Here is a 20,083-nt window from a genome sequence, read left to right as displayed (position 1 = left end):
AGCGGGAGCTAGTGGTGGTCGAGAAGCGCAGCTGTACTTTATGTACAGCGAGCATCGCCGGCCGCCAATAGCCCCGCGCAGTAGGTTTGGTCTGGCGTTCTCTTACACGCGGTTGATGAGGAACGTCGTCAGCAGGGGGACTGGACGGCCGGTCGCGCCTTTTGCGCCGCCCGATTTCCATGCCGTGCCGGCGATGTCCAGATGCGCCCAGGTGTACTTCTTGGTGAAGTTTTCCAGGAAGGCCGCTGCCGTCACCGAACCGCCGCCTGGCGTGCCGATGTTGGCCAGGTCGGCGAAGTTCGACTTCAGCTGCTCGTTGTACGCCTCTTCGATCGGCATGCGCCATGCCGTGTCGCTCGACTGCTTGCCCGCTGCCAGCAGCTCATTGGCCAGCTGGTCATGCGCCGCATCGCTGCGCGTAAACAGGCCGCTGTTGTGGTGGCCCAGGGCCACGACGCAAGCGCCCGTCAGGGTGGCGATATCGACCACGGCTGCCGGCTTGAAGCGTTCGGCGTAGGTCAGCGCGTCGCACAGCACCAGACGGCCTTCGGCGTCCGTATTCAGCACTTCGATGGTCAGGCCGTTCATGGATGTGACGATGTCCCCCGGCTTGGTGGCGCGGCCCGATGGCATGTTTTCGCACGCGGCGATGACGCCGATGACGTTCAGCTTCAGGTTCATTTCACCGATGGCGCGGAAGGTGCCCAGGACCGAGGCGGCGCCGCACATGTCGTACTTCATTTCATCCATGCCAGGACCGGCCTTGATCGAAATGCCGCCCGTGTCGAAGGTGATGCCCTTGCCGACCAGGACCACCGGCGCATCCTTGGCTTTGCCGCCCATGTGTTTCAGGACGATGAACTTCGGTGGCTGCTCGCTGCCGTTGGTGACGGACAGGAAGCTGCCCATTTTCAGCGCTTCGAGCTGTTTGCGGTCCAGTACTTCGACTTCAAACTTGTAATCCTTGGCCAGCTGCTTGGCGGTGTTGGCCAGGTAGGTCGGATTGGCGATGTTCGCCGGCAGGTCGCCCAGGTTGCGCGTCAGGTCGGAACCGTTGGCGATGGCGATGGCTTGCGCCAGCGCGCCGCGCGTGGCGCTGGTCGCCGCAGCTGCCAGGACGATCTTGCGCACGCCTGCTGGCGCCGGATCTTTTTTGCTTTTTTGCGAGTCGCAGCGGTATTCGCTGTCGTGGGCGGCTTGCACCACGCAACGGATTGCCCAATTTACGTCGCGCTCTTTCACTTCAGCCAGCGGTAATGCGATAATGGCGTCCGCAGCGCCCAGCGAGCCGAAGGCCTTCAGTGCGGCTTGTACGCCGGTTGTGAAGCTTTTTTCGCTGACAGTGTCATCGCTGCCCATGCCTACCAGCAAAACACGTTCGGCGGCGACGCCATCGACTGCGCGCAGCAGCAAAGTGCTGCCAGGCTTGCCGCTGATGTCGCCGGACTTCAGCGCAGCCGAAATCGCACCCTTGCTGTCCAGCGATTTTGCCGCTGGCGACAGTTTTTTGTTTTCGAATACCGCAACCGCGATGCATCCGCTTTTGGCCGTGCCGAGGGTGCTCTTGGTATCGAATGCTTTTATGCTAAAGTCCATTTGGTTCTCCGTTTTCATTTACTAGTAACGTGTTACTCAACTAACTGACCCGAATTATAAACTCCGAATGATCTTTCAACGCGCCCTTCGACGTGAATTGGCTAGTGCCGCCGGGGCCACCTTCACTGTTTTGTTCAGCATCCTGCTCACCTGGATGCTGATCGGTATTCTCGGCAAGGCGGCGGGCGGCAAGATTGCGTCGTCCGACGTCATGTCCCTGATGGTTTTTTCCGCCCTGATGCAGCTGCCCACCATCCTCATCCTCACCGGTTTCATTTCGGTGCTGATGGTCGTCACCCGCAGCTACAAGGAGTCGGAGATGGTGGTGTGGTTCGCCTCCGGCCTGAGCCTGTCGCGCTGGATCTGGCCCGTGCTCAGCTTCGGCCTGCCGCTGGTGCTGGCCACCGGCATCCTGAGCCTGTACGCCACGCCGTGGGCGCAAAAGAAAAGCGATGAATATGTGGCGCGCTTTGAAAAGCGCGAAGACCTGCAGAAAGTCACGCCTGGCCAGTTCCGCGAATCGGCCGGCAGTAACCGCATCTTCTTCGTCGAGGGCGTCAGCGGCGAGAAGACCGTGGTGCAAAACGTCTTCGTCAATACCGTCGATGAAAAAGGCAGCGCCGTCGTCGTCGTCGCCAAGGAAGGCGTGATCAATACCGACGCCAAGGGCGAACGCTTCCTGGTGCTCAAGAGCGGTCGCCGCTACCAGGGCGTGCCGACGCAAGCGGACTTCCAGACCATGGAATTCGAGCAGTACATCATGCGCATCGAGAGCAAACAGCAGGAGCTGGGTGCGGAACTGGGCGTGCGCGCCATGAGCACCATGGCGCTCATCGCCGAGCCGAATCCCTACACCATGGCCGAATTGCTGTGGCGGGTCAGCGCGCCCCTGATCGGCCTGATGCTGATCCTGTTGGCCATTCCGCTGGGCTTTGTCAATCCGCGTGCCGGCAGTTCGACCAACCTGATCATCGCCCTGCTGATTTTCTTTACCTACAGCAATCTGATCAAGGTCATCGAAGCAAGCGTGAAGCAGGGGCGCCTGACCTTCGGCCTGGCCTGGTGGCCGCTGCACCTGCTGGCGGCGCTGGCCGTGGTGGCGCTGTTTGCGTGGCGCCTGAATGTGAACCACCGCTACCATCCGCTGGTCCTGCTGGCGGCTTTCAAGCGCGCGCGCCGCGCCGCCAATACAAGTAAAGCGGCATCGAAATGAAGATTTTACAGCGCTATTTTGCGGTCTCGATATTCCAGGCGGTGCTGTTCGTGCTGCTGGCCTTCCTGGCACTGCAGGCTTTCATTGACCTGACGGGCGAGCTGCCCAAGGTGGGCCGTAACGGCTACACCATCCAGTATGCCTTCCTGTATGTGCTGGTGCTGGTGCCGGGGCATGTGTACGAGGTGATGCCGATCGCGGCGCTGATCGGCACGATCTACACGATGGCGCAGTTTGCCGCCAGTTCGGAATTTACCATCATGCGCGCATCGAGCATGTCGACGGCGATGGCGGCCGGTTTCCTGTTTCGCATCGGTATCGTCTTCGTGGTCATCACCTTCATCTTCGGCGAGTTGATCACGCCGCGCACGGAGCCGCTGGCCGAACGCCTCAAGCTGACCTCGCGTGGCGCGGCCGTGTCGAGCGAGTTTCGCTCGGGCCTGTGGACCAAGGACATGGTCAAGAGCGATGGCCTGACGGGCACCGTCACCGGTTCGCGCTTTTTCAATGTCGGCGAAGCGCGTGCGGACGGCCAGCTGAAAAACGTCAAGCTGTATGAATTCGACACCGATATGCGTTTGCGCACCCTGACCGTGGCGAAGGGAGCGACGTATCAGGGTAATAATATCTGGCGCCTGACCGATGTGACGGAAACCTCGTTCTCGAACAGCGCGGCGGCTTCGCCTGGCTTCGAGCCGAAGCTGGCGAACTACTATGCGCAGGAAACGAGCCTGGTACGCACGGTGCAAAGCGCCAGCAAGGACATGACGTCGGAAGTGACGCCGAAGATACTGACGGTGTCGGCGTCCGATCCCGAGCGCATGTCGGCCAGCGAACTGGCCGTGTACACGCGTCACCTGGCCGAGAACAAGCAGGAAACCGAGCGCTTCCGCATCGCCTTCTGGAAAAAGCTGATCGATCCGCTGGCCATTTTCGTGCTGATGGCGCTGGCACTGCCGTTCGCCTACATGCATACGCGCAGCGGCGGCATCAGCCTGAAGATCTTCATCGGCATCATGATCGGTGTGAGCTTCATGCTGGTCAACACCCTGTTCTCGCATCTCGGGCTGCTCAGCACCTGGCCGGCCTTCCTGACGGCGGTGGCGCCGAGTGCCCTGTATCTGCTGCTGGCGCTGGGCGCCCTGTGGTGGGTGGAACGGCACTGATGGAGACGAACGTGAAACAGGCACTGATTTTGTTTGCCCATGGCGCGCGCGCCGCATCGTGGGCTGCGCCCTTCGAACGCCTGCGCGACCTGACCCAGGCGCGCATGCCTGGCGCCAGCGTGCACCTGGCCTTTCTGGAGCTGATGACGCCGCGCCTGCCCGAGCTGGTAGCGACCCTGCTGGCCGAACTGCCCGCCGGCGCCACCCTGGACGCCACCGTGGTGCCCGTGTTCCTGGGACAGGGCGGGCATGTGCTGCGCGACTTGCCGCTGTTGCTGGAAGAGCTGCGCCAGCAGCATCCGGCACTGCGCTTGACAGTGGTCGAGGCGGTGGGCGAAAACGCCAGCGTGCTCGCCGCCATCGCTGATTACTGCGTGGCGGCGCCAGGCTCCAGCCCTCTCCCTTGAGCGGCATCGACATCGTCTACCTGTGGGTAGACGGCGCCGATCCCGCCTGGCGCACGCGCCGGCAGCAAGCGTATGCCGTCTGGGCCCTGGCGCATCCCGGCCAGTTGGCCCTGCACGGCAACGTGGCGGGGCGCTACCGCGACAACGGCGAACTGCGCTACAACCTGCGCGCGCTCGAGCGCTTCTTCCCCGGCCACGGCCATGTCTACCTGCTGACGGACCGGCAAGTGCCCCGCTGGCTGCGCGCCTCACCGCGCCTGACGGTGATCGACCATGCCAGCCTGATGCCAGGCGCCGCCTTGCCCGTGTTCGACTCCGGCCATATCGAATCGTACCTGCACCATATTCCGGGCCTGTCCGAACGCTTCCTGTATTTGAACGACGACGTATTTTTTGGTGCGCCCTTCGAGCCCGCATTCTGGTTTGGCGGGGAAGGCGACCGGCGTTTGAGTGTGTTTACGGAGAGTGCGCCGCACGATGAGGTGCGCGGCTTGCGCGCCGACGTGGCGGCGCCTGTCAATTGCGCCACGCTGTCGCGGCAATGGCTGTCGGCGCAGTACGCCGCTTACCGGCATGAGCCGCGTCTGTATGCGCATGCGCCGCGGCCCATGCTGAAAAGCGCGCTGCATGTGCTCGAGGCGCTGGCGCCGGCCATGTTTGCCAAGGTGCGTGCGACGGTGTTCCGCTCCTGGCAGGTGCCGGCATTGCTGCCTGACCTGGTGCCGCGCTGGATGGTGCATCAGGGATTGGCGCGGTCGCACATGCTCGACCCGCTGCATATCGCCAGCGGCGATGTGCAGGCGCCGCAGCAGCTTGAGGAGCTGGCGGCGCGTTTCGGCAGCTTGCCGTTTTTCTGTATCAACGATACCTGCGACGAGGCCGAGGACGATGACCCGCGCCTGCTGCGCGTGGCCGCCACCTTGCAGCGGCTGCTGCCGCTGCCATCGTCCTTTGAAATTTGAAGGCGGTTAAGTCGCTTTCTTTTTTGGCGCCAGGCTGATGCGCGCGGCGGCCGAACTGTCGGACAGCGAAGCGAGGAACAGCAGCAAATAGGCGCCCAGTTCGAAGACTTCCTCGCCCAGCAGCGCGTAGGCGTCCGGCATGCCATGGAAGACCTTCTTGTCGAAGGGCCAGCCGGCGACCATCAGCAAGCCGCCGATGGCCGTCAGGATGGTGATGCGCATGCTGAAAATCAGGTTGGCATGGGCAAACACCTTGCGGGAACGCGGCACGAAAAAGATCAGCACGCGTATTAGTATCAGCAATTCCACCACGCGCAGGGCTTTTTCCAGTTGCGCCCAGGCGGGCGCCGTGCCGAACTGGTCGATATCGAGTTCGCGCAGCAGGAAACCGAACAGCAGGGCAGACAAGCCGGCATGCATCAGGAAGCGCAGCGACTGGCGGTCCGTCTCTTGCCAGGCGCGCACGCCGTGCACGGTGCAAGCCAGGGCCAGGAACAGCGCCTGCAGCCATTCCAGCAAATGGTTTTCATCGTCGATATTCGGGAACACCGTCCACAGGGCGATAGAGGCGAGCATGCTCAAGAGCACGGCGCTGGCGACGCCGGCATTGCTGCGGCTGAGCGAAGTCAGGGCTTCGCGCATGGAGGTGAAATTCATGTGTGCTTGTAAGGCTAAAGTTGCGCGGCGCGGTATTGCAGCCTGCGGGCGCAGCTTTTTTCGGGGAGATTGCTGGGCGGTCCCGTCAGCAGGAAGACCTTGCGGCTAGCGCTATGACAGGTAAAGCATGAATTTATTGCTACTACGCAATAACTTCTCGAGAAAAGATGCGTGAGCATCGTATCATGTTTCCTCGGAATACGTCGGTTACTGACTTTAAAGTCGGTAAAATACGCTGTGTTTATTCAAGCATGGCGCGCCAGAATGAGTGCCGCTTCTTCCGTGGCCTGGTGCGTGCGCGCGGCCATGGCGTCGCCCAGCATCACCAGCACGGGGCCGTGGGTGTCGCCCAGGCCATGCGCCAGGGCGCTCAGCGGCAGGCGCACGATGCGCTGGTCCGGGCGGCTGCAGTTTTCTATCACCACTACCGGGGTGTCGGCACGGCGGCCCTGCGCCAGCAGGCGCTGCGCCGTGGCCATGGCTTCGCGGCCACCCATGTATTGCACCAGGGTATCGCAGTCGGGAATGCGCGTTTGGTCCGGTTCGCCCGGCGCCGTGCTGGACGTGAAAAAGGCCACGCTGCGCGACACGCCCCGTTTGGTCAGCGGCTGCTGTGTGGCGGCGGCCGCCGCCAGGGCCGTGGTAATGCCGGGCACCACTTCGACGGCGATGCCCGCCTCTTCCAGCGCGCGTAATTCCTCGTCTGCGCGGCCGAACAGCATGGGGTCGCCCCCTTTCAGGCGCACGACGATGGCGTGCTTGCGCGCGTTGTCGACCAGTTGCTTGTTGATGAAGGCCTGCGCCGTCGATAACTGGCCGCAACGCTTGCCGACAAGAATCTTTTGCGCCTGGGGGCACAGCTCCAGCATCTCTTCGGTGACCAGCGCGTCGTGCAGCACGACGTCCGCTTGCGCCAGCAGGCGCGCGCCGCGCAAGGTCATCAGGTCTTGCGCGCCGGGGCCGGCGCCGATCAGGTAGACCTTGCCGGGGAGTGATGGGGAGCTGTGCATATGGCTGCCTTTCCTGGACGATGCGGGTTTAGAGTCGAACCATGCCGGCCGCGACCGTTTGGTGGGTGACTTCATCGATCAGGATAAACGCCCCCGTGGCGCGGATATCGGCATACGCATCGGCCGCCAGCGCCTGCTGTACGTTCAGGCTGATGCGGGCGATGTCGTTCAGCTTCAAGCCTTCGGCCGGATGGCGCTGCTGCGTATTGATGTCGAGGATAGATTCAATCGCCGTCACTTTTGCCGCCGTCTGTTTCGTGCCGTGCTTGATCCAGTACTTGCGGCGCAGGTCCAGCGCGTCTTCCGACAGCCAGCACACGTCGGCCACCACCTGTTTCAGCAGGGTGGCAGGGCGCTCGCTGCTGGCCAGCAAGTCGCCGCGCGAGATATCGAGGTATTCATTGAGCAGCAGGGTGACGGACTGGCCGACCACAGCCGTTGGCAGCGAACCGTCCAGGGTGACGATATCTTTCACTGTTGCCGTCTGGCCCGACGGCTGCACCACCAGGGTGTCGCCGATGCTGACCTTGCCCGCCTCGATGCGGCCCATGTAGCCGCGGAAGTCGTTCGCTTCGTGGCCGTTGTGGCGCGCCACCAGTTGCACCGGGAAGCGGAAGGGCGTGTCGTGCGATTCATCGTAGACGGACAGCGATTCGAGCAGCTCGATCAGGGTCGGGCCCGTGTACCAGCCCAGCTTGTCGCCGCGTTCGACGACGTTGTCGCCGGTCAAGGCGGACAGCGGAATCGGCGTGATGTCCTTCAAGCCCAGCGACTGGGCGAATTCGCGGTAGGCGGCGACGATGCGGTTATATACCGTCTCATCGTAGTCGACCAGGTCCATCTTGTTGACGGCGACGACCACGTGCTCGATCTGCAGCAAGTGGGCAATCGTCGAATGGCGCTTGGTCTGGATCAGCAATTCCACGCTGCCATCGTCGCCCAGTTTGACTTTCGACACGTCGATCAAAATGATGACGGCGTCGGCCGTGGAGGCGCCCGTGACCATGTTGCGCGTGTATTGCTCGTGGCCCGGCGTGTCTGCGATGATGAATTTGCGTTTCGGCGTGGCAAAGTAACGGTAGGCCACGTCGATGGTGATGCCTTGCTCGCGTTCCGCTTCCAGGCCATCCGTCAGCAGCGACAGGTCGACCGTGTCGCCCACCGTGCGCTTGTGCTTGGAGCGCGACATGGCGTCGAGCTGGTCGGCGAAGATGCCCTTGCTGTCGAACAGCAAACGGCCGATCAGGGTGCTCTTGCCGTCATCGACGGAACCGGCCGTGATAAAGCGCAGCATGCCGCGCTCCAGGCTGTCGGTTGGAATGGTGTTCTGGATTGCTGCGTTCATTAGAAATACCCTGCTTTCTTGCGTTTTTCCATCGAGGCTTCGGAAGTCTGGTCATCCATGCGGGTGGCGCCACGTTCCGTGATTTGCGTGATTGCCGTCTCGGCGATGATGGCGTCGACCGTCGCCGCATCGGATGACACGGGGCAGGTGCACGAGATATCGCCCACGGTGCGGAAGCGCACGACTTGCGTTTCCACGGTTTCGCCTTCGCGCGGCGGCGTCAAATCCGTCAGCGGCACCAGCAAACCATTGCGCGGGATCACCTGGCGCTCGTGCGCGAAGTAGATCGGCGGCAATTCCAATTTTTCACGGGCGATGTATTGCCACACGTCCAATTCCGTCCAGTTCGAGATGGGGAAGACGCGCATGTTTTCACCGGGATGCACGCGGGTGTTATACAGGTCCCACAGCTCGGGACGCTGGGCTTTCGGGTCCCAGGCGCCAAATTCGTCGCGGAAGGAAAAGATGCGTTCCTTGGCGCGGGCTTTTTCCTCGTCGCGGCGCGCGCCGCCGATGCAGGCGTCAAAGCCGTGTTCGGCGATGGTTTCCAGCAAGGTCACGGCTTGCGCCGCATTGCGCGAATCCGTGGCCGGGTTGCGCAGGCGCACGGTGCCGCGCTGGATCGAATCTTCTACGGAGCCGACGATCAGGCGCTCGCCCAGTTCCGCCACTTTCTTGTCACGGAAAGTAATGACTTCCGGGAAGTTGTGGCCCGTGTCGATATGCACGAGGGGAAATGGGAACTTGCCTGGGCGGAAGGCTTTCTCGGCCAAGCGCAGCAGGACGACGGAATCCTTGCCGCCGGAAAACAGCAGCGCGGGATTGGCCGATTCGGCCGCCACTTCGCGCATGATGTGGATGGCTTCCGATTCAAGGCTGTCGAGGTGACGCTGGTTCAAAATATTGCTCATATGGGGTGCTTTCTTGTTCTGCTGAGTCTGTTGTGTCTGTTCAGGCTGCCACGGATTTGATGCGTATCAACTTACCGTCCACCATGTGCAGGCCGCATTCCTTGGAGTCCGGATTTTCCCACCACCAACGCCCGGCCCGTACATCTTCGCCCGGCTGGACGGCCCGCGTACAGGGTTCGCAGCCGATCGACGGGTAGCCCTGGTCGTGCAGCGCGTTGTAGGGCACGTCGTTGGCGCGGATGTAGGCCCACACGTCTTCTTCCGACCAGTCGGCCAGCGGATTGAATTTCGTCATCGCGTGCGCGGCGTCGTCTTCCTGCACGTGCAGCTCGGCGCGCGTGGTGGACTGGGCGCGGCGTTGTCCCGTGACCCAGGCCTTGTTGCCAGCCAGGGCGCGGCCCAGCGGTTCGACCTTGCGGATGCGGCAGCATTCGCGGCGCATCTCGACGCTGTTATAAAAGGCGTTCAAGCCATTCTGCTCTACGTAGGCGGCTACCGCTTCCGGCTGCGGGCGGTACAGGGTGATGTCGTGGTCGTAGCGGACCTTGACCTTGTCGAGCACGGCCAGGGTTTCCTGGTGCAAGCGGCCTGTTTCCAGAGAAAAGATGCCGATTGGCAGCTTTGCCTTGAGAATCATGTCAGTCAGCACCATGTCTTCGGCTGCCAGGCTAGAGGCGAACACGGCCGGCGAAAAATCCGCGGCGATGCGTGTCAGCGTTTGCTCGGTGGCGTTAATCAAAGAAGTCAAATCACTCATGATTGGTCCTCAGATGCCAGCCGCGTTGTCGAGGTCAGGATTCTGGCCTTCGCGCTGGTGACGGCGGAACAGCGGCGATTTTTGATCCCACGACGCCTGGTAGGTTTCCGAAAAGACAGACAAACCTTTCAAGGCGTCATGGATGCTGCGGTCCGGACGCGTCGCATACGCGTCGAAGCCGACCCTGTGCATGGAAAACAGCTGGTCGCGCAGCACGTCGCCAATGGCGCGCAATTCGCCCCGGAAGCCCAGACGGGCGCGCAGGTTGAAGGCGATGGAATAGCCGCGGCCATCCGTGAATTTCGGGAAGTCCACGCCGATGACGGGCAGTTGCGCAACGTCGGCAGCCAGTTCTTCCGGGCGCTCGTCGCTGGCCAGCCAGACGCCGATATCGGGCAGGCGAGCCAGCAGAGTCTCGCGCTGGGCTTGCCATACGGGCAGGGGCACGATGACTTTGCCGGCAGGCACGACCACCGTTTCCGGCGTCTCGCTTTCATCGAGGCGCAGCAAGCCCCAGGCATTCGGCACCACGGCGGCGTTCTTGATGATTTCTTCGCGTACTTCAAACATATTCGTCTTCTCCCACCAGGTTGCCGACCGTGATCGGCGTTGCATATACGTGTTCCTTGAATGGCGCCAGGCCCAGGCGCTGGGCCGTGTCGACGAAGCGCTCGCCTTCATGGCGGTCGCGCACGTAGACGTGCAGCAGGCGGCCGATGACTTCAGGCATCTGCAGGGAAGAGAACGATGGTCCGATGATCTTGCCGATGGCCGCGTTGTTGCCTTGCGCGCCGCCGATCGACACTTGATACCATTCGCTGCCATCCTTGTCGACGCCGAGGATGCCGATGCTGCCCACGTGATGGTGGCCGCAGGCATTGATACAACCGGAAATATTCAATTCGATTTCGCCAATGTCGTGCTGGAAGTCGATGCTGTCGAAGCGTTCCGCAATGGCGGCCGCGATCGGCAGCGACTTGGCGTTGGCCAGCGAGCAGAAATCGCCGCCCGGGCAGCAGATCATGTCCGTCAGCAAACCGATGTTCGGCGTGGCCAGGCCGTGCGCCTTGGCTTCCTGCCACAGTTTGAACAGTTTCGATTGCTCGACGTCGGCCAGCACCAGGTTTTGCTCGTGTGTCACGCGCAGTTCGCCAAAGCTGTAGCGGTCGGCCAGGTCGGCCACGAAGTCGATCTGCTCGGCCGTCGCGTCGCCCGGTGGCACGCCCGTTTTCTTCAAGGACAGTACCACGGCCACGTAGCCGGGGCGCTGGTGCGGCTTGACGTTGCGCGCCAGCCAGTTCACATACGCCTTGTTGTCCGCGTGTTCCGTCTTGTAATCGAGTTCCGGCAGGGCCAGGTAGGCGGGTGGATTGAAGAAGTCTGCCACGCGCTGCATTTCCTCGGCGCTCAATGTTTCCGGACCGTCCTTCAAGTCGACCCACTCTGCTTCCACCTGGCGCGTGAATTCTTCCACGCCGATGGCTTTGAGCAAGATCTTGATACGCGCCTTGTATTTGTTGTCCCGGCGGCCGTGCAAGTTGTACACGCGCATGATGGCCTGGATGTACGTCAGCAAATGCTGCCACGGCAAGAATTCGCGCACGACGCTGCCCAAAATCGGCGTGCGGCCCATGCCGCCGCCGGCCATCACCTTGAAGCCCACCTCGCCAGCCTCATTGCGCACGGCCGTCAAGCCGATGTCGTGCACGGCGATGGCGGCGCGGTCTTCCTCGGCGCCATTGATGGCGACCTTGAATTTACGCGGCAGGGCGATGAACTCGGGGTGGAAGGTGCTCCACTGGCGCAGCACTTCCGCGTACGGGCGCGGATCGATGATTTCATCGGCCGCGACGCCGGCGTACGGATCCGATGTTGTATTACGGATACAGTTGCCCGACGTCTGGATCGCGTGCATTTCCACGGAAGCCAGATCCGTCAGGATGTCGGGAGTCTGCTCCAGCTCGATCCAGTTGAACTGGATATTCTGGCGCGTGGTGAAGTGGCCATAGCCGCGGTCGTACTTGCGCGCGATGTGCGCGAACATGCGCATCTGCTTCGACGACAGCAAGCCGTACGGCACGGCGATGCGCAGCATGTAGGCATGGCGTTGCATGTACAGGCCGTTTTGCAGGCGCAGCGGAATGAATTCCTCTTCCGTCAGTTCATTGGCGATACGGCGCGCAACCTGGTCTCGGTACTGGGCGATGCGTTCTTTGATGATGAGGTGGTCGTACTGATCGTAATGGTACATATCAATTCCTAAAAAAGCCGGGGTGCTGGAAGATTGCCTGGGATGATGTTCTTGATACTGCTCTTGCCACTTAATAGATTAGCTTCACTGCCACGCCGGTCAAGGTCATCGCCAGCAGTACTCTTAAAAACTTTTCCGGCACGGAGCGGGCGACCCAGGAACCGAGCGTGATGCCGGGCAGGGAGCCGACCAGCAGCGAGGCCAGCAATTCCCAGTGGATGGAACCGAGCCACCAGTGGCCCAGGGCGGCGATGGCCGTCAGGGGTACTGCGTAGGCGATATCGGTGCCCGCCACTTCGGCCGAGCTCATGCGTGGATAGAGCATCACCAGCAAGGTTGCGCCGATGGCGCCGGCGCCGATCGACGACACCGTCACCAGCACGCCCAGCACGGCGCCGGCGATGATGGTCGCGGCGGCAAGCTTGTTGCCTTGCAATTGTTTCTCGGGGTGCGCGTTGATCCAGGCCAGCATGCGGCCCTTGAAAATCAGTGCCACGACGGTCAGCAGCACGGAGCCGGCGATCGAGTAACGGATGATCTGGCCGATTTCCGGCGACAGGGTGCCGAACGATTTCAGCGCCAGGGTCGCGATGACGGCGGCGGGCAGGGCGCCGATGCACAGGCGCTTGACGATATCCCAGCGGATGGTGCCGCGCAGGCGGTGCGTCAGGGTGCCGGCGCTCTTGGTGATCGAGGCGAACGCCAGGTCGGTGCCTACCGCTACGGAGGGCGGCACGCCAAACAGCAAGGTCAGCAACGGCGTCATCAGCGAGCCGCCGCCCACGCCGGTCATTCCTACGAGTAATCCTACGGCAAATCCTGAGACTATATAAGACAAAGTCATGCTTGCACCCCCAAAGTACCCGCAATAGTAATAAACTTAGTGTTTATTCCAAACTACTAAGTACGCATTTGCTTATATGCGATATGCGTATATGCATGAACGCAAAATCATGGGTGGGGCGGAAACTCGGCAAATCACGGCAATCTAGGGCAAACCAGCAATGAATCTCCATCAACTGCGCTTCGTGCGCGAAGCGGTCCGGCAGAATTACAACCTGACGGACGCCGCCAAGGCCTTGTTTACGTCGCAACCGGGCGTATCGAAAGCCATCATTGAGCTTGAGGAAGAGCTGGGCGTGGATATTTTTACACGCCACGGCAAACGCATCCGAGGCTTGACGGAGCCGGGCCGCCTGGTGCTGGAATCGGTCGAGCTGATCATGCAGGAAATCGACAGCATGAAGCGCATCGGCAAGGAATTCGCGGCGCAGGACAGTGGCAGCTTTACCATTGCCACCACGCATACGCAGGCGCGCTACACCTTGCCCAAGGTGGTGCAAGCGTTCATGCTGAAGTTCCCGAAGGTGAGATTGTCATTGCTGCAAGGCAATCCGCGCCAGATTGCCGAGATGGTGCAGCGCGACCAGGCCGATCTGGCCATTGCCACGGAATCGATCGCCGCCATCGATGGCTTGATTACCTTGCCATGTTATCAATGGGAGCACGTGGTCGTGGTGCCGGTCGACCATCCGCTGCTCAAGTCGAAGTCCGTGACCTTGGAAGAGATCGCCGCTTTCCCCCTGATTACCTATGACAGTGCGTTCGCCGGACGCAACAAGATCGACCACGCTTTCGTGCTGCGCGGCCTGAAGCCGGACATCTTGCTGGAAGCCATCGATGCGGACGTCATCAAGACTTATGTCGAGTTGGGCATGGGGATTGGTATCATAGCGGGTATGGCCTTCGACGCCGAGCGCGACAAAGGCTTGCGCGCCATCCCTGTCGGCCACCTGTTCGGCATGAATGTGTCGCGCGTGGCCGTCAAGCAAGGCGCGTATTTGCGCAGCTATATCTATACCTTTATCGAGTTGCTGACGCCGACCCTGAACCGCAAGCTCATCGAGCAGGCGATGAGCGGTGATAAAGAGCACTACGAACTATAACAATGCATGAAGTCGGCCGGGCGAGGTGCCTGGCCAAGATTATTTAAGAAGAGAAGAAACAATGATTACCGATCAGCTTGCCAAATATTACGCCACCATCGCGCAGCAGTACGAGCGCGTCTATGACAAGCCCGAACGCCAGGAAGACCTGGAAGTGTTGCGCGACAAGGTTGCCGACGTGCTGGAAGGCCATACCGTGCTGGAACTGGCTTGCGGCACCGGCTACTGGACGGAAGTGGTCGCCGAGTCGGCCGAGTCCGTGCTGGCCACCGATATCAACGATGAAATGCTGGCGCTGGCCCAAGCGCGCGGCTTGTCCGACAACGTCACCTTCGCCAAGTTGGATGCGTTCAATCTGCCCGATGACCTGCTGGGCAAGTTCACGGCCGTGTTCGCCGGTTTCTGGTGGTCGCACGTCAAGCGCGAAGACCAGGACAAATACCTGAAGCAATTGCGCAGCAAGCTGGGCAAGGACATCCTGCTGGTACTGATCGACAATTCCTATGTTGATGGCAGCAGCACGGTCATCGCGCGTACTGACCTGGAAGGCAACACCCACCAGTTCCGCACGACGGATGGGGGCGAGCGCTATGAAGTGCTGAAAAATTTCCCATCGGATAGCCACCTGCGCAAGAAGTTTGCCCACTCGGCCCGCGAAATTCGCATGAAGCGCCTGGAATACTATTGGCTGCTGAGCTGCCGCCTGAAGTAAGGCTGGAACGGCCATACAAGCCGCCCTCGGGCGGTTTTTTTTCGTCTGTTGTTTTTATTTGACAAGATGTTGTGCTAAAAAACAACATCTTGTCGATGTCATATTGTTGAAGTATTTGGTGGGCATGATTCGGTTCAGCAGCTAAGCAGCAACATTCTTGTCCAACCTAATGTAGAGAATCTCAAGTGAAAAAAATTACTCTGGCAGCATTGATCATCGGCACCTTCGCAGCAGCTACGGCACAAGCACAATCGAACGTCACCGTGTACGGCCTGGTTGACCTCGGTATTGCCAAGACCACTGGCCAGCCGACGGTACAGCGCGAAAACAATGCGTCGCGCCTCGGTTTCAAGGGTACGGAAGATCTGGGTGGCGGCCTGTCCGCCATTTTCAACCTGGAAAGTGAGTTCCTGGCTGACACCGGCGCGCAAAAAGGCGTGTTGTTCGACCGTCAAGCATATGTGGGCTTGAAAGGCGCGTTTGGTACCGCCATCCTGGGCCGCACCAAGAATCTGGTCGATGGCACCATCGCCCGCGTCGACCCATTCAACACCTATGGCGTGGTCGGCAAGAACAATGAAACCCTGCTGCGTTCGGGCGTCGGCTCGTCGCGCGTCAACAATGCCGTGACCTACAACAGCCCAAGCTTTGAAGGTTTCGTGGGCAGCCTGCAATACGTGCTGAGCGAAGTCAACAGTGCTGACGCAGGCGTGATCGGCCTGGCAACTTACGACAACGGCCCGATCAGCTTGCACGCCGGCTACGAAAAAGCCGTGCAAGCAACGGCAACGGCGGCCAAGCCTGACCTGTGGTCCATCGGTGGCGGCTATAAATTCGGCCCAGCCAAGATCACGGCCGCCTACTCGAAAGGCGACACCAAGGTGGCGACCACTGGTGAATACAAGTCTTACCTGATCGGCCTGAACTACACGGTTGGCGGCGGCGATGCCAAAGTGTCGTATGGTAAGCAAGAGCAAAGCAACAACAAGTTCAAGGATCAGGACACCATCAAGGAATTTGGCGTCGGTTACGACTACCACCTGTCGAAGCGCACCGACGTGTACGCTTACGCTGGCCGCGAGCGCGTCAAGTCGCTGACCTCGTACCAGATTGGCCTGGCACACAAATTCTAAGCACCATTCGATGTGACGAAGTAGAAGGCGCCTGCGGGCGCCTTTTTTATTGCATCGCCGCTGCTGCCGCCTCGGCATGCATGGGCAACGAGATTTCGATGCGCGTGCCGCCCAGCTCGCTATCGGCGCCGATATGGATGCTGCCATTCAAGCCCCAGACCCGCTCGCGCATGCCCAGCAAGCCCAGGGCCGTGGCTTTTTCCAGGTCGCGTTCGGCGATGCCGCGGCCGTCATCCTGGATGGCGATGGCCAGCGAGGAGTCGATGCGGTGCAGGGCGATGGTGATGTGGCTGGCCTCGGAATGGCGCGCGATATTCGTCAGCGCTTCCTGCACGATGCGGTAAATGGCGGTGCTGCGCGCATCGTCTAGGACGAGGTCGGCTTCGTCGGCCAGCAAGTCGAAATGGATGGCGCGGCGCAGCAGGAAGTCGTGGCGCAGTTTTTGTAGCGCAAAATACAATCCCCCTTCATCGAGTGCGCGCGGACGCAGGTTGCTGGCGATGCGCCGCAGCGAGGTGATGGCCGTCACCAGCAAGCTGTCCATGCTGTGCAGCAACGCTTGCAGGGGCACGGTGGTGTCCGTGTGCTGGCGCAACAGGGTCAGGTCGCCCCGCAAGGTGGCCAGCAATTGTCCCAGATCATCATGCAGTTCACGCGCAATATGCTTGCGCTCTTCTTCGCGGATGGATTGCAGCGTGCTCGACAATTCACGCAGTTGCGAAAAGGAGCGGGCCAGCTGTTCATGCATCTGCTGTCGCGTACTAATGTCGCGCACGATGATGGTAAACACGCTATGGCCGTTTTCCTGCATGGCCGAGAGCGAGCCTTCGAGCGGAAACACGGCGCCATCGTTGCGCCGGCCCGTCAAGGTGTAGTCGGTGGTGCGCCGGCCCGTCAGGCGCAGCTCCTGGCTGATGTCGCAAAACGGCGGATCTCCATCGTGCTTGCCCAAGCCGCCCAGGGTACGCAAGTCGCGCAGGATGTAGTGGCTCAGGCGCATGCCGCGCATGCCGGCCGGCGTGTCGTCGAACAATCTGGCTGCCGCCGCATTCGCATGCAGGATGATTTGCCCGCTGTCGATGCTGATGATGGCGTCGCTGGCGCTGTCGATGATGGCCTGTCCACGCGCCTGCCGTTGCCGGCGGGCTTTCAGTGGAGGAAACAAGAACAGTAAAAGCGCCGCCGCCATGCCCAGCGGCAGGATGCGCAGCAGTGTGGAGCTGCCTCGGTCAGGCATGGAGTTCTCCTTGCGAACGTGTACGAAGGCAGGCAAGACAGGAATGGCGGACAGGACTTTAGCCTATGCCTGTTGGCGCAGCATGGCTTGATGTGGCGCAGGAAGGGGGTAGAAGAGAACCAAGCGCCGCGCCGGCCGGGGCCGGGCGGCGGCGAGAGACTTACATTTGCTTGAACAGGTGCAGGAAGCTGCGGCTCACTTCGAGCTTGTCGGATTTGCCTTTGATGAGCACCAGGTGGCGGCCGCGGATATCGCGCGTCACGCCTTCGATGGCATTCACATTGACCAGGGTGGCGCGGTGGATTTGCCAGAATAGCGAAGGGTCAAGCTCATCAGCCAGGTCGCGCACGGGCTTGCGGATCAGCGCCTCATACTTGGCTGTCTGCACACAGGTGTATTTCTCGTCAGAACGGAAGAACAGAATCTCTTCCACGGGGATCATGCGCAAGTCCTGGCCGATGCTGGCCTGTATCCATTGCAGGTAGGTGGGCTTGGCCGTGATTTTTTCCGCCAGCTGCGACAGCATGGCCGTGACGCTGCTGTTGACGTCCAGGGCCGGCTTGTTCAGGTGCGTTTTCAGGCGCTCCACCGTGACCAGCAAGCGTTCATGCTCGGGCGGCTTGAGCACGTAGTCGACGGCGCCCCGTTCGAAGGCTTCGACGGCGTGCGTATCATAGGCCGTGACGAAGACGATATGCGTCTTGCCGCCTATCACTTGCGCCGCTTCCATGCCTGTCTTGCCCGGCATGCGGATATCGAGGAAGGCAAAGTCAGGTTTGAGTTGTTCCACCAGTTCAATCGCTTCGTCGCCATTCTTGGCTTCGCCGATAATTTCCAGTTCAGGCCAGGCCTGGCCCAGGCGCAGGCGCAGCTGGTCGCGCATCAGTCTTTCGTCGTCGGCAATAATAGCGGTAGGCATAGGTCTCAAGTGTGAACAGGCGAAGATTGATTATTCAATGATTTAGCGTTTTTATCAACTACTCTGTCTTATTTGGACAATTGATATGGCACTTCGATCACGGCGCACACGCCGGACGGTTGATTTGGCGTAATGGTCAGGCTGCCCTGGTCGCCATGCAGCAGCTTCAGGCGCTCACGGATGGTGGGTAAACCCAGTCCCGTGCCATCGCTGGGCACCACGCCAAAGCCCAGGCCGTCATCGGTGACGATCACGCGCAGCTTGCTGTGCGCCACTTCGGCGACGATGCGCAGGGTGCCGCCTTCCGGTTTGACTTCCAGACCGTGCTTGATGGCATTTTCCACCATCGATTGCAGCATCATGGGAGGGAAGGCTGCGCTGCGCAGGCCATCGGGAATCTGGAAGTCGACGGTCAGGCGTTCTTCCATGCGCATTTTCAGCAGGTTCAAGTACGCTTGCACCATGTCCGCTTCGCGGCCAAGGTTGGTAATCAGGGCGTTGTCGCGCATTTGCGGCAGCACGGCGCGCAGATACTGGATCAGGCTGCGCTGCATCTTGGCCGCGCGAGGCGGATCGACCTGGATCAGGTGCTCGACGGAAGCCAGCGTGTTGAACAGGAAGTGCGGCTCGACTTGCGCCTGCATCATCTGCATCTTCGCTTCGCTGAGCTGGCGCTGCATGGATTCCCGTTCGGCTGCCTCATTCGCCGTGACGGTTTCCGCTTCCGCACGTTTCTTGCCGCCCACCAGGGCTTTCATGGCGAACAGGGCCAACACCAGCAAGGACACAAAGCTCTTGAACCAGGTCGAGGCTTGCTGGTGGTAGCGTGACACTTTTTGTTCCGCCGCATCATCGACCGCTTCTTCTATGGCATTCGACAACTCTTCGCCGATTTGCGGCGGCAATTCAATATGGACTTCTTCCCCTGATGCATTGGTGGTCACTGGATAGCTGGGCTTGGCGGGGACTGCTGGTGGTTCAGGCGGCTCTGGTGGCACGGTACTGGCATGTGCGTCTGCCTCGGCGGCATCGCTTGCATCGCTGGCCGCGTCGGCTGCGCTACTGCGTCGGTTCTTGCTGTTGCGGGGATTGAAATGGATGCCCGTATCGTCAATCAGGATATTGGTTTCACCCGAACCCTTGCTGCTGCGTTTATGCGACTTGATGACAACTTCCTCGTCCGGGCTGGACGAGAACAGTTCATCTTGCAAAATGGAACCGGCGATCAGGGCCAGCGCAGCGAACAGGAAAAATTTCCACCAGGACAGCTGGGTGACCCAGGTCGTCGTCGCGTCGAATGCCCGTTGCAACCAAGCGAGGATGGTTTTCAACAATTGGGGCAGGCTGGAAATCGGAAGCATGGGGGCACTTTCAAGTACAAGAGTTAATCGACGCAGCGGGCAAGTTTAACCCCTTGTTGAGTAGCGTCAGAGTCTGATGTTGCCACTGTGCCTAAAGACCACGAACTACGCCAGCCGATTGCGACAGGCTGCACAAAAAGGCGCTTGAAGTGAAGACAAGGCTTGCTGGGCGGTGAGGGCGGAAAAATAGCCCTTGCAGGGCGTGCGGGGCACGGCTATAATTCGCCCCCTCGCTGAACGACGCATGCAAATGCCGAGTAAGGTAGGGGAAAGAAGGAGTTGACGGATGTGGTGAAATGCTTCATACTCTTCCTTCTTCGCAGCTGACAAACACAACGCTTTGTCGATAGCGCGAAAGTAGTAAATAAGCAGTGCCGAATACCGTTCTTTAACAATTAACAGTCGATAAGTGTGGGCATTTGATGTAAGTGCAGCGTCAATCTTCGGATTGGCGTCTAACTTAAAATATCAAATGTTCACAAGAAATAATGAAATAGGAT

General features: G+C 60.5%; 19 protein-coding genes. 7 read left to right on the top strand and 12 right to left on the bottom strand.

Features of this window, described 5'->3' with window-relative positions; all coding sequences use genetic code 11:
* Nucleotides 1-102: 102 nt before the first annotated feature.
* The gene (locus tag ACQ4WY_RS19700) at nucleotides 103-1,596 is read right to left on the bottom strand and encodes a leucyl aminopeptidase (RefSeq protein ID WP_436505474.1); all 1,494 of its coding nucleotides are present in this window, start codon (nucleotides 1,594-1,596) and stop codon (nucleotides 103-105) included.
* Nucleotides 1,597-1,663: 67 nt separating this feature from the next.
* On the opposite strand from ACQ4WY_RS19700, the gene lptF reads away from it, so the two are divergent.
* From lptF to ACQ4WY_RS19680, 4 genes are read left to right on the top strand one after another with little or no spacing between them, the layout of a single operon-like run.
* Nucleotides 1,664-2,809, top strand: a complete 1,146-nt coding sequence (gene lptF / locus ACQ4WY_RS19695; RefSeq protein WP_436505473.1) for an LPS export ABC transporter permease LptF — start codon at nucleotides 1,664-1,666, stop codon at nucleotides 2,807-2,809.
* A complete protein-coding gene (gene lptG, locus ACQ4WY_RS19690) occupies nucleotides 2,806-3,975 on the top strand; it encodes an LPS export ABC transporter permease LptG (RefSeq protein WP_436505472.1) in 1,170 nt (389 codons plus the stop codon). Before lptF ends, lptG begins: the two co-directional genes overlap by 4 nt.
* Entirely contained in the window at nucleotides 3,975-4,382 is a 408-nt protein-coding gene (locus tag ACQ4WY_RS19685) for a sirohydrochlorin chelatase (protein ID WP_436505471.1), read from the top strand. Before lptG ends, ACQ4WY_RS19685 begins: the two co-directional genes overlap by 1 nt.
* A complete protein-coding gene (locus tag ACQ4WY_RS19680) occupies nucleotides 4,379-5,344 on the top strand; it encodes a Stealth CR1 domain-containing protein (RefSeq protein ID WP_436505469.1) in 966 nt (321 codons plus the stop codon). The genes ACQ4WY_RS19685 and ACQ4WY_RS19680 overlap by 4 nt, the downstream gene beginning before the upstream one ends.
* A gap of 6 nt (nucleotides 5,345-5,350) precedes the next feature.
* On the opposite strand, the gene ACQ4WY_RS19675 is transcribed toward ACQ4WY_RS19680, so the two are convergent.
* From ACQ4WY_RS19675 to ACQ4WY_RS19640, 8 genes are all read right to left on the bottom strand, one after another.
* The gene (locus ACQ4WY_RS19675) at nucleotides 5,351-6,001 is read right to left on the bottom strand and encodes a hypothetical protein (protein WP_436505468.1); all 651 of its coding nucleotides are present in this window, start codon (nucleotides 5,999-6,001) and stop codon (nucleotides 5,351-5,353) included.
* 245 nt (nucleotides 6,002-6,246) lie between these two features.
* The gene (gene cobA / locus ACQ4WY_RS19670) at nucleotides 6,247-7,011 is read right to left on the bottom strand and encodes a uroporphyrinogen-III C-methyltransferase (protein ID WP_436505467.1); all 765 of its coding nucleotides are present in this window, start codon (nucleotides 7,009-7,011) and stop codon (nucleotides 6,247-6,249) included.
* A 28-nt stretch (nucleotides 7,012-7,039) separates the two neighbouring features.
* Complete coding sequence (locus ACQ4WY_RS19665; RefSeq protein WP_436505465.1) at nucleotides 7,040-8,356, bottom strand: sulfate adenylyltransferase subunit 1; 1,317 nt, start codon at nucleotides 8,354-8,356, stop codon at nucleotides 7,040-7,042.
* Nucleotides 8,356-9,267: a sulfate adenylyltransferase subunit CysD gene (gene cysD / locus ACQ4WY_RS19660; RefSeq protein ID WP_121668791.1), complete on the bottom strand. Its 912-nt coding sequence runs from the start codon at nucleotides 9,265-9,267 to the stop codon at nucleotides 8,356-8,358. The genes ACQ4WY_RS19665 and cysD overlap by 1 nt, the downstream gene beginning before the upstream one ends.
* Before the next feature lie 40 nt (nucleotides 9,268-9,307).
* A complete protein-coding gene (locus tag ACQ4WY_RS19655; protein ID WP_436505464.1) occupies nucleotides 9,308-10,024 on the bottom strand; it encodes a phosphoadenylyl-sulfate reductase in 717 nt (238 codons plus the stop codon).
* Nucleotides 10,025-10,033: 9 nt separating this feature from the next.
* The gene (locus tag ACQ4WY_RS19650; RefSeq protein WP_353658346.1) at nucleotides 10,034-10,594 is read right to left on the bottom strand and encodes a DUF934 domain-containing protein; all 561 of its coding nucleotides are present in this window, start codon (nucleotides 10,592-10,594) and stop codon (nucleotides 10,034-10,036) included.
* Nucleotides 10,587-12,275 (bottom strand): nitrite/sulfite reductase, encoded by a 1,689-nt coding sequence (locus ACQ4WY_RS19645; protein WP_353658345.1) that lies wholly within the window; start codon nucleotides 12,273-12,275, stop codon nucleotides 10,587-10,589. The genes ACQ4WY_RS19650 and ACQ4WY_RS19645 overlap by 8 nt, the downstream gene beginning before the upstream one ends.
* Before the next feature lie 70 nt (nucleotides 12,276-12,345).
* A complete protein-coding gene (locus tag ACQ4WY_RS19640; protein WP_034751508.1) occupies nucleotides 12,346-13,119 on the bottom strand; it encodes a sulfite exporter TauE/SafE family protein in 774 nt (257 codons plus the stop codon).
* Between the two features lie 160 nt (nucleotides 13,120-13,279).
* Between ACQ4WY_RS19640 and ACQ4WY_RS19635 the strand changes: the two genes are divergently transcribed.
* From ACQ4WY_RS19635 to ACQ4WY_RS19625, 3 genes are all read left to right on the top strand, one after another.
* Complete coding sequence (locus ACQ4WY_RS19635; protein ID WP_034751505.1) at nucleotides 13,280-14,221, top strand: CysB family HTH-type transcriptional regulator; 942 nt, start codon at nucleotides 13,280-13,282, stop codon at nucleotides 14,219-14,221.
* A gap of 61 nt (nucleotides 14,222-14,282) precedes the next feature.
* Nucleotides 14,283-14,933, top strand: a complete 651-nt coding sequence (locus tag ACQ4WY_RS19630) for a class I SAM-dependent methyltransferase (RefSeq protein ID WP_133993661.1) — start codon at nucleotides 14,283-14,285, stop codon at nucleotides 14,931-14,933.
* Nucleotides 14,934-15,118: 185 nt separating this feature from the next.
* A complete protein-coding gene (locus ACQ4WY_RS19625) occupies nucleotides 15,119-16,066 on the top strand; it encodes a porin (RefSeq protein WP_436505463.1) in 948 nt (315 codons plus the stop codon).
* A gap of 46 nt (nucleotides 16,067-16,112) precedes the next feature.
* Here ACQ4WY_RS19625 and ACQ4WY_RS19620 read toward each other — a convergent pair whose 3' ends face one another.
* The 3 genes from ACQ4WY_RS19620 to ACQ4WY_RS19610 all read right to left on the bottom strand — a co-directional run bounded on the left by ACQ4WY_RS19620 (nucleotide 16,113) and on the right by ACQ4WY_RS19610 (nucleotide 19,583).
* Entirely contained in the window at nucleotides 16,113-17,303 is a 1,191-nt protein-coding gene (locus ACQ4WY_RS19620; protein WP_353658343.1) for a PAS domain-containing sensor histidine kinase, read from the bottom strand.
* Between the two features lie 160 nt (nucleotides 17,304-17,463).
* Nucleotides 17,464-18,222: a LytR/AlgR family response regulator transcription factor gene (locus tag ACQ4WY_RS19615; protein WP_353658342.1), complete on the bottom strand. Its 759-nt coding sequence runs from the start codon at nucleotides 18,220-18,222 to the stop codon at nucleotides 17,464-17,466.
* A gap of 68 nt (nucleotides 18,223-18,290) precedes the next feature.
* The gene (locus ACQ4WY_RS19610; protein WP_436505461.1) at nucleotides 18,291-19,583 is read right to left on the bottom strand and encodes a sensor histidine kinase; all 1,293 of its coding nucleotides are present in this window, start codon (nucleotides 19,581-19,583) and stop codon (nucleotides 18,291-18,293) included.
* Between the last annotated feature and the right edge of the window lie 500 nt (nucleotides 19,584-20,083).

Origin of the sequence: Janthinobacterium salmonicoloratum (assembly GCF_051380845.1) — a bacterium.
GTDB classification, from domain to species: Bacteria; Pseudomonadota; Gammaproteobacteria; order Burkholderiales; family Burkholderiaceae_D; genus Janthinobacterium; species Janthinobacterium lividum_F.
This window is presented reverse-complemented; position numbering and strand designations above follow the sequence as displayed.